Source organism: Streptomyces sp. NPDC014991 (genome assembly GCF_043080665.1).
Lineage (GTDB): Bacteria > Actinomycetota > Actinomycetes > Streptomycetales > Streptomycetaceae > Streptomyces.
The window spans coordinates 47535-61597 of record NZ_JBIBVY010000021.1; the positions used below are offsets into that span (position 1 = coordinate 47535).

General features: G+C 72.8%; 15 protein-coding genes and 1 pseudogene. 6 read left to right on the forward strand and 10 right to left on the reverse strand.

Annotated elements, in window-relative coordinates; genetic code table 11:
- Nucleotides 1-106: 106 nt before the first annotated feature.
- Nucleotides 107-616: a flavin reductase family protein gene (locus ACF1BE_RS27860; RefSeq protein WP_392201764.1), complete on the reverse strand. Its 510-nt coding sequence runs from the start codon at nt 614-616 to the stop codon at nt 107-109.
- 206 nt (nt 617-822) lie between these two features.
- Nucleotides 823-1223, reverse strand: a pseudogene (locus ACF1BE_RS27865) (TlpA family protein disulfide reductase).
- A 469-nt stretch (nt 1224-1692) separates the two neighbouring features.
- On the opposite strand from ACF1BE_RS27865, the gene ACF1BE_RS27870 reads away from it, so the two are divergent.
- Entirely contained in the window at nt 1693-2421 is a 729-nt protein-coding gene (locus ACF1BE_RS27870) for a lysophospholipid acyltransferase family protein (RefSeq protein ID WP_392201765.1), read from the forward strand.
- Nucleotides 2422-2456: 35 nt separating this feature from the next.
- Here the strand turns inward: ACF1BE_RS27870 and ACF1BE_RS27875 are convergent, their stop codons facing one another.
- From ACF1BE_RS27875 to ACF1BE_RS27895, 5 genes are all read right to left on the reverse strand, one after another.
- The gene (locus ACF1BE_RS27875) at nt 2457-3167 is read right to left on the reverse strand and encodes a B3/4 domain-containing protein (protein ID WP_392201766.1); all 711 of its coding nucleotides are present in this window, start codon (nt 3165-3167) and stop codon (nt 2457-2459) included.
- A gap of 10 nt (nt 3168-3177) precedes the next feature.
- Entirely contained in the window at nt 3178-3771 is a 594-nt protein-coding gene (locus ACF1BE_RS27880; RefSeq protein WP_392201767.1) for a transglutaminase family protein, read from the reverse strand.
- 78 nt (nt 3772-3849) lie between these two features.
- Entirely contained in the window at nt 3850-4920 is a 1071-nt protein-coding gene (locus ACF1BE_RS27885) for a threonine aldolase family protein (protein WP_392201768.1), read from the reverse strand.
- Complete coding sequence (locus tag ACF1BE_RS27890) at nt 4917-5672, reverse strand: SDR family NAD(P)-dependent oxidoreductase (RefSeq protein WP_392201769.1); 756 nt, start codon at nt 5670-5672, stop codon at nt 4917-4919. Before ACF1BE_RS27890 ends, ACF1BE_RS27885 begins: the two co-directional genes overlap by 4 nt.
- A 38-nt stretch (nt 5673-5710) precedes the next feature.
- Nucleotides 5711-7108: a DUF6421 family protein gene (locus tag ACF1BE_RS27895; protein WP_392201770.1), complete on the reverse strand. Its 1398-nt coding sequence runs from the start codon at nt 7106-7108 to the stop codon at nt 5711-5713.
- 410 nt (nt 7109-7518) lie between these two features.
- Between ACF1BE_RS27895 and ACF1BE_RS27900 the strand changes: the two genes are divergently transcribed.
- Complete coding sequence (locus ACF1BE_RS27900; protein ID WP_392201771.1) at nt 7519-8202, forward strand: glycerophosphodiester phosphodiesterase; 684 nt, start codon at nt 7519-7521, stop codon at nt 8200-8202.
- Nucleotides 8203-8229: 27 nt separating this feature from the next.
- Here ACF1BE_RS27900 and ACF1BE_RS27905 read toward each other — a convergent pair whose 3' ends face one another.
- A complete protein-coding gene (locus ACF1BE_RS27905) occupies nt 8230-8769 on the reverse strand; it encodes a GNAT family N-acetyltransferase (protein ID WP_392201772.1) in 540 nt (179 codons plus the stop codon).
- A 71-nt stretch (nt 8770-8840) separates the two neighbouring features.
- Here ACF1BE_RS27905 and ACF1BE_RS27910 point away from each other — a divergent pair, with 71 nt between their 5' ends.
- Nucleotides 8841-9233: a VOC family protein gene (locus ACF1BE_RS27910; protein ID WP_392201773.1), complete on the forward strand. Its 393-nt coding sequence runs from the start codon at nt 8841-8843 to the stop codon at nt 9231-9233.
- 135 nt (nt 9234-9368) lie between these two features.
- Here the strand turns inward: ACF1BE_RS27910 and ACF1BE_RS27915 are convergent, their stop codons facing one another.
- Entirely contained in the window at nt 9369-9944 is a 576-nt protein-coding gene (locus ACF1BE_RS27915) for a MarR family winged helix-turn-helix transcriptional regulator (protein ID WP_392201774.1), read from the reverse strand.
- Nucleotides 9941-11611: an FUSC family protein gene (locus ACF1BE_RS27920; RefSeq protein ID WP_392201775.1), complete on the reverse strand. Its 1671-nt coding sequence runs from the start codon at nt 11609-11611 to the stop codon at nt 9941-9943. Before ACF1BE_RS27920 ends, ACF1BE_RS27915 begins: the two co-directional genes overlap by 4 nt.
- 173 nt (nt 11612-11784) lie before the next feature.
- Here ACF1BE_RS27920 and ACF1BE_RS27925 point away from each other — a divergent pair, with 173 nt between their 5' ends.
- The 3 genes from ACF1BE_RS27925 (at nt 11785) to ACF1BE_RS27935 (ending at nt 14024) form a co-directional block, all read left to right on the forward strand.
- Nucleotides 11785-12336, forward strand: a complete 552-nt coding sequence (locus ACF1BE_RS27925) for a DUF5134 domain-containing protein (protein WP_392201776.1) — start codon at nt 11785-11787, stop codon at nt 12334-12336.
- A 268-nt stretch (nt 12337-12604) separates the two neighbouring features.
- The gene (locus ACF1BE_RS27930) at nt 12605-13324 is read left to right on the forward strand and encodes a phosphatase PAP2 family protein (RefSeq protein WP_392201777.1); all 720 of its coding nucleotides are present in this window, start codon (nt 12605-12607) and stop codon (nt 13322-13324) included.
- Between the two features lie 10 nt (nt 13325-13334).
- Nucleotides 13335-14024: an HAD family hydrolase gene (locus tag ACF1BE_RS27935; protein WP_392201778.1), complete on the forward strand. Its 690-nt coding sequence runs from the start codon at nt 13335-13337 to the stop codon at nt 14022-14024.
- Nucleotides 14025-14063 lie beyond the last annotated feature (39 nt).

Below are 14063 nucleotides of genomic sequence, written 5' to 3' on the forward strand. Positions count from 1 at the left end.
TCGTCAGTACACCCAGTTCCTGCCCGCTAAGCAAGCGCTTTGAACTGTGACCTTCGCAACGCAGCGTAACCGGAACTCGACGGCCGCGCAGGAGAGGGCCCCGTGACTAATCCCGCAGACCGCTGAAGCGGCCCTGGTGGTAGAGGAGGGGGCGGCCGGAGCCCGAGGGGTCGCCGAGGACGACCTCCGCGAGCACGATCCGGTGGTCACCCGCCGGAACGCGTCCGACGACCCGGCACACCAGCCAGGCCAGCACGTCGTCCAGCACCGGTACGCCTTCCGGGCCGTCCCGCCACGCGGTCGGCGCGCCGAAGCGGTCGGCGCCGCTACGGGCGAAGGTGGCGGCCAGCTCGCTCTGGTGCTCGCCGAGTATGTGCACGCCGACATGGTCCGCCTCGGCCATCGCGGGCCAGCTGGAGGCACCCGCGCTGATACCGAAGGAGACCAGCGGCGGCTCGGCGGAGACGGAGGTCAGGGAGGTGGCGGTGAAGCCGACCGGGCCGGTGACACCGCGCGCGGTGATCACCGCGACCCCGGCGGCATGCCGGCGGAACGTGGAGCGCAGCAGATCGGGGGAGGCGAGCCGAGGAGTGCCGAGGCCGGGCGTGGCCGTCATGGAGTTGTCCTTCTGCGAGGGTGGGTAACGGGCCGTGGCTGCTCAACAGCCCGGACAGCGCGCGCTCGCGGTGCGGGCGAGGTCCACGTGGACCCGCCCGTGGAGAAGGAGTTCGGTCGGCATACGGACAGGCTGACGAGAGGTGGCGCGGACAGTCAAGTCGGTTCCGGCATCCGAAAGCCGCCGCCCGGTACCCTCCGCCCCCCTCACACCGCCTCCCCCAGAGCCGCGATGACGTCGGCCTTGCGGGGCTGTCCGGTGGCGCGCCGCACCACCCGGCCCTCGGAGTCCAGGACCAGGACCGTGGGCGTGCTGACGATCCCCAGTGCGCGTACGAGGTCCAGCCGGGCCTCCGCGTCGATCTCGACGTGGGTCACGCCCGGGACCATCGCGGCGACCTCGCCGAGCACGCGCCGGGTGGCCCGGCAGGGTGCGCAGAAGGCGCTGGAGAACTGCACCAGCGTGGCCCGCTCCCCCGGTTCACCGCCCAGTTCGGCCGCTGCCAGCCGCTTGCCGTCGTCCTGCCCGCGCACCCGTACCCTCCCGTTCCGCTGCTCGCGCAGCACTCCTGGACACTCGCCGCCGCGAGCACCGCCAGGCACACCATCAGTGCGGTCGTCTTCGGCACAAGCGTTCACGGGACCACGGCACATTCCCGCCGCCGGCAGTGTTCTCCTGCGGAGTGCTTGATTCACCCCCATTCGCGGCTCGCCCTGGCGGTGAGGCTTCGTGGGGATCGGGGCCGGCCGGGTTCACCTCGGACCGCAGTGGCTCGGCCCGGCCGCGACCGGGCGGCCTGCACCGCCGCCCTCTCGAGCGCGGCGTTCGGACAGGCCTGGGGTGCGAGTTGTTCCTGCTTTCCGGGAGGGCCACGGTACGGGTGGAGTAAGCAGGACATAAGGTCCACGGGCGGGATGTGGGCCGACGTGACGAGGATCTCGCCGCCGCGGGGCACCAGGACTGGCTACCCGTCCGTTCTTGGGGCACGATCTGCGAGACGCCGTTAACCTACGGTCGCGTAACCTCCCGCCGGGAGCCCCCTTTCCCGAGCAGAGCAGGAAGGGTCCACCCCGCCCATGGCAGAGCTGGTCTACCGCCCCGTCATCGGTCTCGCCAAGACGCTGTTCAAGGCCTGGGATCTGAAGATCGACTGCAAGGGATCGGAAAACATCCCGCGCTCGGGCGGCGCCGTGCTGGTGAGCAATCACATCAGCTACCTGGACTTCATCTTCAACGGTCTGGCCGCTCTGCCGCAGAAGCGCCTGGTGCGCTTCATGGCGAAGGAGTCCGTCTTCCGGCACAAGGTCTCCGGTCCGCTGATGCGGGGCATGAAGCACATCCCCGTGGACCGCCGGCAGGGCGAGGACGCCTACGCCCACGCGCTGGAATCGCTGCGCTCCGGCGAGGTCATCGGGGTGTTCCCGGAGGCCACGATCTCGGAGTCGTTCACCCTGAAGAGCTTCAAGTCCGGCGCGGCGCGCCTGGCCCAGGAGGCGGGCGTTCCGCTGGTCCCGATGGCGGTGTGGGGCACCCAGCGGCTCTGGACGAAGGGCCAGCCCCGCAACTTCGGGCGCAGTCACACGCCCGTCACCATCCGGGTCGGCGAGCCGGTCGACGCCCCGCGCGACCAGTACGCGGGCGCCATCACCCGTCGCCTGCGCGAGCGCGTCCAGGAACTGCTGGAGGCGGCCCAGCGGGCCTACCCCACGCGCCCCAGGGGCGCGGAGGACTCCTGGTGGCTGCCGGCCCACCTCGGCGGCACGGCGCCCACGGCGGATCAGCTGCGCGCGGCAGAGGCCCACTGAGCCCGTACGGTCGAGCGCGGCGCTGACCGTCGGGTTCAGACGCCGGTGCCGGACGACACCGGCACGTGCACCTCGAGGCGTGCCCCGGGGCTGAACCTCGCCAGTAGTTCGGCGAGTTCCGCGGCCGCCGCCTCGGCCTCGGGGACGGGCACCGGGGCGAGGGTCTCCAGCAGGAAGACGGCGGAGACCGTCCGCTCGGTGAGGCGGGTGCGCGGGCCCTGGCGCCAGTTCCAGCGGCGGCAGGTGACGCCGGCGTCGTCGCGCCACACCACCTCGCCGGGCTCGGGGCGGTCGACGGCCTCCGCGCCGCCCGCGACCGTCACGAAGTCCTCCTCCCCCGTGGCCCGTACCAGGCGCATTCCGCCCCGGACGCGGTCGGCGTCCTCGCCGCCGACGGGGATCAGGTGGGCGACGCTGATGGCGTTGTAGAGGTCGACGAGCAGGTTGATCCGGGGCAGGCCGGCGTCGGACAGGGCCCGCTTGGCCAGTGCCTCGGCGGAGTTGCGGGTGCGCGAGGGCTCGGCGCCGAAGGCGGTGTACGCCGCGCGCCAGGCCGCCATGTGCGGGTCCTCGTGCGGCGCGCGGCCGGCCAGGCGGGCGGCGAGGCGGCGGGCCGCATCGTCCAGCAGCGCTGAGCCGGCCTCTGTGCTGGGCCCGTTGACCAGGTCGTGCGCCTCGATCGCGACATGGGTGAAGCCCGGCGCGAGGTCACGGACGTCGTCGGACACGGTGAGCGTGGAGGTCATCTGCCTCGCCTCACAGGGCGCTGGGGAGCGTCTTCCACAGGTGCGGCCGGTCGGGAGCGGCCCGCAGTGCGGCGAGAACGGCCGGGTGAGGTTCAGCGTACAGGACCGGATAGTCCATCTCATTGGACGCAGGGTCCGGGATCCAGGCCAGCCGCTCACCTTCCAGCGAGAACCGGGCGTGGACGCCGGGCTTGTTGCCGCGCGGATCCTGCCGGTGCCAGGCGCCGTGGAAACGGACGGCGACCAGACCGTGCACGACATGGCCGCCCCCGTCGTCGTGCAGGAGCCGCTGGTAGCACAGCGCGGTGGGGATGTCCTCGGCCCGCAGCAGGGCGGCCAGGGCGTGGGACTTGGCGTGGCAGATGCCGGTTCGCAGGGTCAGCACGTCGGAGGCGCGCCAGGTGACGCGGAGGTCGCCGGAGTCCTGGGAGTGCGCAATGGCGTCTCGGACGAACGTGTAGGCGGCGCGCGCATAGTCATACGAGTCGGCTGCTCCTCGGGCCAGCCGGGCGGCCGTCTCCCGGACGACCGGGTGATGGTGGTCGATGACCTCGTCGGCCGCCAGATAGGCGGACAGGTCGGCGGCGTGCTGGATCAGCTCCATGTCCGCAGAGCATAGAAATGCGATCACCCGTACGTCAATGACTTATCGGGCGACCGCATATCTATGCATTCTGGGGGGTCAGCGCGCCATTTCCTCCTTGAGCGCCGCCAGGAACATGTCGACGTCCTCCTCCGTGGTGTCGAACGAGCACATCCAGCGGACCACCCCGGTGGCCTCGTCCCAGAAGTAGAACCGGAACCGCTTCTGGAGCCGCTCGCTCACATCGTTCGGCAGCCGGGCGAAGACGCCGTTGGCCTGCACCGGGTGGAGGATCTCCACGCCGTGGACCGCGCGTACGCCCTCGGCGAGCCGCTGGGCCATCTCGTTGGCGTGCCGGGCGTTGCGCAGCCACAGGTCCCTGGCCAGCAGCGCCTCCAGCTGCACGGACACGAAGCGCATCTTGGAGGCCAGCTGCATGGACATCTTGCGCAGGTGCTTCATCTGCCGCACCGCGTCCTGGTTGAGCACCACGACGGCCTCGCCGAACAGCGCGCCGTTCTTCGTGCCGCCCAGGGAGAGGATGTCGACGCCGACCGCGTTGGTGAACGTCCGCATGGGCACGTCCAAGGAGGCGGCGGCGTTGGCTATCCGGGAGCCGTCCAGGTGCACCTTCATGCCGTGCGCGTGGGCGTGCTCGCAGATGGCGCGAATCTCCTCGGGCGTGTAGAGCGTACCCAGCTCCGTGCTCTGGGTGATCGACACGACCTGCGGCATCGCGCGGTGCTCGTCCTCCCAGCCCCAGGCCTGCCGGTCGATCAGCTCGGGCGTGAGCTTGCCGTCGGGCGTGGGCACGGTGAGCAGCTTCAGGCCGCCCATGCGCTCGGGGGCACCACCCTCGTCGACGTTGATGTGCGCGCTCTCGGCGCAGATCACCGCGCCCCAGCGGTCGGTGACCGCCTGGAGCGCGACCACGTTCGCGCCGGTGCCGTTGAAGACCGGGAAGGCCTCCGCGGTCGCCCCGAAGTGGCTGCGGATGATCCGCTGGAGGTTGTGGGTGTAGTCGTCCTCGCCGTACGCCACCTGGTGGCCGTGGTTGGCCAGGGCCAGGGCGGCCATCACCTCGGGGTGGGCCCCCGCGTAGTTGTCACTGGCGAAACCGCGGACCTCCGGGTCGTGATGGCGACGCGCGTCGGTCCTGGGAGGGTTCACGGCTTCTCGGTCAGCCACAGGCGGTTTCCGTTCACTTCGGCGGCGGACTTGCTCCAGACGCCCTCGATGGCCTCGGCCAGGTCCTTGACGTCCGTGAAGCCCGCGAACTTCGCGTTGGGGCGTTCGGCGCGCATCGCGTCGTGCACCAGCGCCTTCACCACCAGGATCGTAGCCGCGGACGTCGGCCCCTCGGCGCCCCCCGCCTTGCGGAAGTAGTCGCTCATGGCCAGCGTCCACGCCTCGGCGGCGGCCTTGGCCGCGGAGTAGGCGGCGTTGCCCGCGGTCGGCCTGCTCGCGCCGGCGGCGCTGATCAGGACGTACCGGCCGCGGTCGCTGCGCTGCAACGCCTCGTGGAAGGCGAGGGAGGTGTGCTGCACGGTGCGGATCAGCAGCATCTCCAGGAAGTCCCAGTCGTCGAGGCTGGTCTTCGTGAAGGTCTCGCTGCCCCTCCAGCCGCCGACCAGGTGCACGAGCCCGTCGACCCGGCCGAAGTCCTTCTCGATGTGGGTGGCCCAGTCGTGGGTGGACTGGAGGTCGAGCAGATCCACCGTGTCGCCGGTGACGGTGGCGCCGCCGGCGGCGTACCGGGCCGCGTCCACCGCCTCGGACAGCCGCTCCGGGTCGTTGTCCGCGCCGATGACGGTCGCCCCGGCCTCGGCCAGCCGCAGCAGCGCCGCGCGCCCCGCGGGTCCGCCCGCGCCGGCCACCGCGATCACCGCGCCGCTGAGTGTCCCGTTCGCCCCGTTCCCCATGGTCTTCCCCTCTGAAGCAGTGTGCTGGACGCGGTCGCTCACGCGGCGAACCGCTCGGCGCCGTCCGCCGTGATGCCCCGGGTGGAGGCGATCACATTCTTCAGCTTCTTGGACAGCGCCTCATAGAACATGCTCAGCGGAAACTCGTCCGGAAGCACGTCGTCCACGAGCTTGCGCGGCGGCAGTGTCAGGTCCAGGGCGTCCGGGCCCTTGGCCCACCGGGAGCCGGGGTGCGGGGCGAGGTAGGTGGAGACCAGCTCGTAGCCGGCGAACCAGTGCACCAGCTTCGGGCGGTCGATGCCGTCCTTGTAGAGCTTCTCGATGTCGGCGCAGAGCTGGTTGGTGACCTGCGGGGCGCGCTCCCAGTCGATGGAGAGCCGGTTGTCGGTCCAGCGGACGACGTCGTGCTTGTGCAGGTAGGCGAAGAGCAGCTGACCACCGAGGCCGTCGTAGTTGCGGACGCGGTCGCCGGTGACCGGGAAGCGGAACATGCGGTCGAAGAGCACCGCGTACTGCACGTCACGGGCCTGCGGGACGCCGTCCGCCTGGAGCTTCACGGCCTCCTTGAAGGCGGTGAGGTCGCAGCGCAGCTCCTCCAGGCCGTACATCCAGAACGGCTGGCGCTGCTTGATCATGAACGGGTCGAACGGCAGGTCGCCGTGGCTGTGGGTGCGGTCGTGGACCATGTCCCACAGGACGAAGGCCTCCTCACAGCGCTTCTGGTCGTGGACCATCGCCGCGATGTCCTCGGGCAGGTCGAGGCCGAGGATGTCGACGGCGGCCTCGGTGACCCGGCGGAAGCGGGCGGCCTCGCGGTCGCAGAAGATGCCACCCCAGGAGAAACGTTCCGGCGCCTCACGGACGGCGATGGTCTCCGGGAAGAGCACGGCGGAGTTGGTGTCGTACCCCGCCGTGAAGTCCTCGAACGAGATGCCGCAGAAGAGCGGGTTGTCGTAGCGGGTGCGCTCCAGCTCGGCCAGCCACTCGGGCCAGACCATGCGCAGCACGACCGCCTCAAGGTTGCGGTCCGGGTTGCCGTTCTGCGTGTACATCGGGAAGACGACCAGGTGCTGGAGGCCGTCCGCGCGGTTCGCGGCGGGGTTGAAGGCCAGCAGGGAGTCCAGGAAGTCCGGCACCTCGAAGCCGCCCTCGACCCAGCGGCGCAGGTCCTTCACGAGGGCCCGGTGGTAGGCGGCGTCGTGCGGGACCAGCGGGGAGAGCTGCTCGACCGCGCCGACGACACGCTCGACGGCCGCCACGGCATCGTCCCGCCGCGGGGCGCCCTCGGCACCGAAGTCGATGGATCCGTCCTTCGACTGCCATGGCCGGATCTGCTCCACGGCATTCTTGAGCACGGGCCAGGCCGGGTGCTCAACCACCCTGGTCAGCGAAGGAACCCGCTCCTCCGCACCGGCCTGCACAAGAATTTCCGTCATGTCCCATCCTCCACAGGAGAACCTCGCGTGAGGACACCGTATGCATAGCCGGTTTCTCTCATCAAGTGCTTGACCGGGAAATTATTCCGTCCGACCCCGTGGCGACCGACATTTTTCCTGCCACAAACCGTGACGGCGCTCACTTCCGTCGAGGGATCACGCTCCCGGCATCGCCACGACCCGACCGGTCGGCGGGTCGACGAGAGCCGGGGCTCGCCCACGAAAGGGTGATACCCAGGCGGCTGTCGGCCGGGCGGTGCGCCACCGGCGCTCGCGCGCCCCGCGCACATGCGGGTTCATCGCGCGGCCCGGCCGTTAGGCTGCGAGCCTGCCGCGTGGACGACGACGTCCGTACGGGGGCCGCCGGTCCGCGCGTCGCCGAGCCGCCGTCGACGGAAGCGAGTTGAACCTTGAACTTCCTTACCATCGGTCACCGCGGGGTCATGGGCGTCGAGCCCGAGAACACCCTCCGTTCCTTCGTCGCCGCGCAGCAGGCCGGCCTCGACCTGATCGAACTCGATCTGCACCTCAGCAAGGACGGCGCTCTGGTCGTCATGCACGACGCGGACGTGGACCGTACGACGGACGGCTCCGGGCCGATCGCCGACAAGACCCTTCCGGAACTGCGCGCCCTCGACGCGGGCCGCGGGGAGCGCGTGCCCGTGTTCGAGGAGGTCCTGGACGCGGTGCACACACCGTTGCAGGCCGAGATCAAGGATGTGGCGGCGGCCCGGGCGCTGGCCGAGGTGATGCGTGCGCGGGATCTGACCGCGCGGGTGGAGGTGTCCTCGTTCCACGACGAGGCCGTCGCCGAGATCGCACGGCTGGTGCCCGGGGTGCGGACCGCGCTGGTCGCGAGCCGCTACGGCCCCGACGTGGTGGACCGTGCCGTCGCCGTCGGTGCCACGACCGTGTGCCTGAACATCCGGCGGCTCACTCTGGAGACCGTCGAACACGCGCGCGCGTCCGGGCTGCGGATCATCGGCTGGGTGGTCAACTCCCAGCCCCAGCTGCGGCTGGTCCGCGCCCTGGAGCTGGACGGCGCGACCACCGACTACCCGGACATCAAGCGCACGGGCCGCTTCACGGCGTGATCCGGCGGCGGCCTTCCCGCGGGGGCCTCACACCAGCGGCTTGACCAGCACCTCGAACTCCAGGTCGTCGCGCTGCGGGATGCCGTGGCGTACGTCGCCGTACGGGAACGGCTCGGTCAGTCCCGTACGGCGGTAGCCACGGCGCTCGTACCAGGCGATCAGCTCGGTCCGGACGGAGATCACCGTCATCCGCATCTCGGTGACGGCCCAGGTCTCGCGGGCCAGGCGCTCGGCCTCCGCCATGACGGTCCTGCCCAGACCCGAGCCCTGTTGGGCGGGGTTGACCGCGAACATGCCGAAGTAGGCGTGGTCGCCGCGGTGTTCGAGCTGGCAGCAGGCGACGACGCGGCCGTCCTGCTCGACGGCCAGCAGCCGGCTCCCCGGCGCCTTGATCACCTCCAGCACGCCCTCGGGGTCGGTCCGCTGTCCGCCCAGGATGTCCGCCTCGGTGGTCCATCCGGCCTGGCCGCCGTCTCCTCGGTACGCCGACTGGATCAGCGCGACCAGGGCGTCGACATCGGCATCGGTGGCGTCACGGAAGGTGAGTGCGGTGGCGGGGGTGTCCATGGGCGGCGGTCTCCGATCTCGGGCGTGGCTGAGCCAGGCATGAGGGTAACCCTGCCACTAGCCTCCCGTGCATGGTGCATGTACTCAGCAGCCGGACACTTCTCCGGCCCACCGACCCCGAACGCTCGCGCCGCTTCTACGGCGAACAGCTGGGGCTGTCCGTCTACCGGGAGTTCGGTACCGGTCCCGAGCGCGGGACGGTCTACTTCCTCGGCGGCGGCTTCCTCGAGCTGTCCGGCCGCTCCGATGCCCCGCCGTCGCCCGCGGTACGGCTGTGGCTGCAGGTTCAGGACGTGACGGCCGCGTGCGAGGAGCTGCGGGCGCGGGGCGTGGAGATCGTACGGCCACCGGTGCGGGAACCGTGGGGCCTGGTCGAGATGTGGATCACCGACCCGGACGGCACCCCGATAGTCCTGGTGGAGATCCCGCCCGACCATCCGCTGCGGTACCGGCCGGGGATCTGAGCCGCCTGCGGCCCTCGGGGGAAACGGTCGGTGGACGGAAGCGGTGGGGGCGGGGGCCCTTCGGGGGCCGGCGGCCGGCCGGCGCCGGGATCCGGGGCGGCAGCACCCGCCCGGCCACCGCGCCCCGGTGGCCGGCTACGTGCGCAGCGCGTTCATCCGGCCCTCGAGGCGGCCGAGCAGCTCGGCGAGGAGACCGGCGAGTCCGTGCTGACCCTCGGGGTCGAGGACGGACAGGACGGCCGTCTCGTAGGCGAGCTGCTCGGGGAGGATGCCGTCCACCAGGTCACGGCCGGCGTCGGTGAGGCGGACGTGGGCGACGCGGCGGTCCCGGGTGTCACCGCGCCGTTCCACCAGGCCGCGCTGGGTCAGCTGCTTGAGCCGCTTGGTGACGGCGGCTCCGGAGGAGAAGGTCTCCCGTGCCAGCTCCCCCGGGGTCAGCTCGTGCCCGGTGCGCCGCAGCGCACCCAGCAGGTCGAACTCGGGACGGCTCAGGCCGGCCCGGCGCAGCGGCGCGTCCTCGGCCTGCTGGAGCAGGGCGGCGCAGCGGTTGATCCGGCCGATGACCTCCATGGGTCCGGTGTCCAGCTCGGGGTGGACGGCCCGCCACTGGCGGACGACGGCGGCGACGGTGTCGCTCTGCGCCGGCCCGGCCCCCGCCCGGACCCCGGTCCCGTCGCTCGCGGGCGTCGCCGCGCCGTTCGTCGCCGTCATGGCCGTATGTCCTCCGTCGGCCTGCCCAGGTCCAGGTCCCGGTGCCGCGGTACGAGCCCCTGACGCCGTACCGTCGCCGCGAGCGTACGGTGTCCGGACTGCTCGGTGAGCACGACCCGGTCCTCGGGCAGGGCCCGCTGCCACCACTCGCCGGCCGCGGCGTCGGCCGTGGCGCGCAGGTCGACCAGCGCTGCGGCCAGGACGCGGCGGGCGGACTCCAGGGCGTGCGGCGCCGGCTGCGGTCCGGCGAGCAGCCGGGCGGTGTTCTCGCGGGCGCGTTCCGCCGTGGTCAGCGCCTGTTCCAGGCGGTCGCCGGCGCGCCGGTTGGTGACGACGACGGCGGCGACGAAACCGGCCAGCGCGCCCACGAGGGTGTCCGCGACCCGCTCGGTGATCAGCTCGGTGGAGTCCTGGACGTGGGCGAACTCGGTGACGAGCAGGGCCATCGGGGTGACACAGACGGTGCCCAGCCAGTAATTACGGCCGATCAGCGCCTCCGCGGCGCAGTTCAGCGCGAGGGCGCACAGCACCAGGGCGGCCGGGTGGAGATGGGCGAGCGGGGCGAGGGCGGCGAAGACGAGGACGCCGACGAGGTTGCCGACGACGCGCTGGACGCCCCGGCTCCAGGTGAGGGTGACGTTGGCCTGGTACAGGGAGGCCGCGGTGACCAGCGCCCAGTACGGGCGGCCGACGCCGAGGGCGAGGGAGGCGTATCCGGCGAGGGCGCAGCCGGTCGCGGTGCGGGCGGCGAGCGGCGCCAGCGGAGCGAGGCGGTGCCGGAGCGGCGGGCGCGGGGATGCCTGTTCGACGGCCACGCCGAGCAGCTCGTCGGTGTGCTCGCGCGGTGCCGCGACGCGGGGGACGCGGCCGGTGCCGCGCAGGTCGCGGGCCCAGGCGCGCAGCCGGGCGGGGTCGGTGTCGGCGGGTGCGGCTAGGGCGACCTCGGCGCGGACGAGGAGCTGTTCGAGGGCGCGGCGGGTGCGGTCGGGGCGGGCGCCGGCGGCGAGCAGCGACTGCCGGCCGGCGTGGATGGCGGCGGCGCCTGCGGCGCGGGCCCGGGCGTGCCCCTCGCCGGTGCCGCGGGTGTCCGCGTACGCGGCGGCGGCACGCAGGGCCTGCGCGGTGGCGCGGCGCTCGGGGCCGTACGGGCGCAACAGTCCGGGCGCCATGCCGACGAGCCAGGCCCAGGCGCCCGCGGCCAGGGCCAGCCCGAGGTGTCCGGGGAGCCGGCCGGGGGTCTGCGGGGCGAACAGCGAGGCGGAGCTGATGAAGGTCAGGACCACGTTGCCGGGCGGCCCGACGCGGGTGGCGTCGCAGACGGCCTTCTGCACCGCCGCGAGGACGGCACCGACGGCGACCAGGACGACGGCGTGCGGCGTGAAGGCCGCGGCGAGCAGGGCGACGGCCAGGCCGCCGACCATGCCGAGCACCACCCAGGCCAGGAGGCGGGCCCGGGCGGCGTAGGGGCGGTTGTGGCCGTAGAGCGCGCAGAGCGATCCGGCCATCGTGTACATCGCGAGGTCGAGGCGGCCGAGCGCCAGCAGGATCAGATTGGGCGGGGCGAGCGCGACGGCCACGCTCAGCGCGGGCTTGAACCAGATGTCGGAGGGCCGCCCGAGGCGGAGCACTCCGGCGAGGGGAAGACGGTGGGGGGTCGCGCTGCTCATATCATCAATTTAGCATGTGTTTTACCGGTAAAACACATGCGAAACAGCGGATCGCACCCGCACTCACCGACCGTGCACCCCCGCATGCTCCCCGTGTACACCCCTGCGCTCGCGTGCGCTCCGTCCACCCTGGGCATCGCACCCTCGACCGACCGTCGAGCGGGGAGGTGCACGTGCACGGACCGGTGTCGACAGCCTGGCTGCTGGTCGCGCTCTGCGGGGCGACCGGGGCCTACTGCCTGCTGCGGCTGCGCAGCGGTGTCGAGGAGCAGCGCCGGGCCGCCGGCGGCGAGGCGCTGATGGGCTTCGGCATGGCCGTGATGGCCGTACCGGCGGCGGCGTTCACGCCACCGAGGTGGGCCTGGCCGGTGTACGCGGCCGTGTTCGGCGCGGCGGCGCTGCACGCGCTGTGGACCGCGCGCGGCGGGCCACGCCATCTGCACCACGTGGTGGGGAGTTCGGCGATGGTCTACATGGCGGTGGCGATGGCCGGGCCCCCGCCGGCCGCCCACCACGCGCACGGCGGCAGCGGTGTGCCGCTGGTGACCGGCGCGCTCCTGCTGTACTTCACGGGCTATGTGCTGCTCGCCGGCGCACGGCTGGTGCCCGCCACCGGCACGGCGGGCGCGGCCGGCCCGGCCCGCTGGGGCGACCGCCCGGAACTGGCCCGGGCCTGCCGGCTGTCCATGGGCATCGGCATGGTGGCGATGCTGCTGGCGATGTGAGGCGCTCGGGCGGGTACGGCTGTCGCCGGCCGGGGAGACGGGGCTCGCGGGGGCCGGGGAGACGGGGTCGGCGGCGGGCGACACCGCACCGGTCCGGCCCCACCGGCACGGCCCACCGCCTGCAGCGGGCCGACTCGGCGCTGCCCACCCCGTGGAGCAGACCGGCCCGAGGCACCGCCCCACCCACCAGACCGGCTCGGCCACGCCCCACCCCGCCCCGTCACCAGGACGGCTTGGCCACGGCCCTCCCGTCGACCAAGATCGTGGCATGCGCCAACCCCCCACCGGTCCCCCACCCCCACCCTCCTCCCGCCCGCCGGCGACGCTGCGCACGGCCGTCCGCGTGGCCGCCGTCCTCGGCGTCTGCTCCCTTGTGCTGCTGGTCCTCGTCGCCGTTCGCTGGCATCCCCTGCTCACCGTGGACGGCGACATCTCCCGCACCGCTCATCGCCGGGCGGTCACCGGCCCCGGGGTCACACACGTCTTCCGGGTGCTGACGGACTGGGTGTGGGATCCGCTGACCATGCGTCTGGTGTGCGCGGCGGTGGCGGTGTGGCTGGTGTGGCGGCGCGCGGCCTGGCGGACGGCTGTGTGGCTGGCGGCCACCTGCGCCGTGGCCGCGGTGGTGCAGCAGTCGGTGAAGGCCGCCGTCGGCCGGCCCCGCCCGGTCTGGCCGGATCCCGTCGACTCCGCGCGCTACGCGGCCTTCCCGTCCGGTCACGCCCTGACCGCCACCGTGGTCTGCGGCCTGCTGCTGTGGCTGCTGCACCGCCACACCCCGGGCCGCGCCCTGTGGCGTACGGCCGTGGCGGCGGCGCTGGTCTCGGTGGCGGGCGTGGGCGTGACCCGGATCTGGCTGGGCGTGCACTGGCCCTCGGACGTGCTGGGCGGCTGGCTGCTGGGGGCGCTGCTGGTGGCGGCGGCGGTGGCGGTGTACGAGGCGCCGTGGACCGGCCGGGCGGGGGTGCCGGCGGACCGCCGTGGGTAGGAACCCGGGCGTGACTGCCGTGTTGTTCGACTTCTCCGGGACGCTGTTCCGCGTCGAGTCCGCCGAGTCCTGGCTGCGGGCGGTACTGGCCGAGTCCGGCCGCGTTCTGCCCGGCCCGGAACTCACCAGGACCGCACGGGCGCTGGAGGCGGCCGGCGCGCTGCCGGGCGGTGCGGCGCCGGTGGAGGTGCCGGCGGACCTCGCGGACGTCTGGGCGGCGCGCGACGAGAGCGCCGAGCTGCACCGGGCCGCCTACACGGGCCTGTCCCGTCGGGTGCCGCTGCCCTGTCCGGGACTGCGCGACGCCCTGTACGAGCGGCACATGTCCCCCGCCGCCTGGTCCCCGTATCCCGATGCCGCGGAGGTGCTGCGTGCCCTGCGGGCCCGCGGGACCGGGGTCGGTGTGGTCAGCAACATCGGCTGGGACCCGCGGCCGGTGTTCCGCGAGCACGGACTCGACGCGTATGTCGACGCGTACGTGCTGTCGTACGAGCACGGGGTGCAGAAGCCGGACCCTCGGCTGTTCTCGGTCGCCTGTGAGGCGCTCGGCACCGATCCGCGGCAGGTGCTGATGGTCGGCGACAACAGGGTGGCGGACGGCGGCGCCGCGGCGCCGGGCTGCCGCGTGCACTTCGTCGACCACCTTCCGGTGGACCAGCGCCCCGACGCGCTGCTCCGGGTGCTCGACCTGGCGGGCTGAGCACCCGGTGGGCCGGAGGGTGCCGTCACGGCGCGGCCC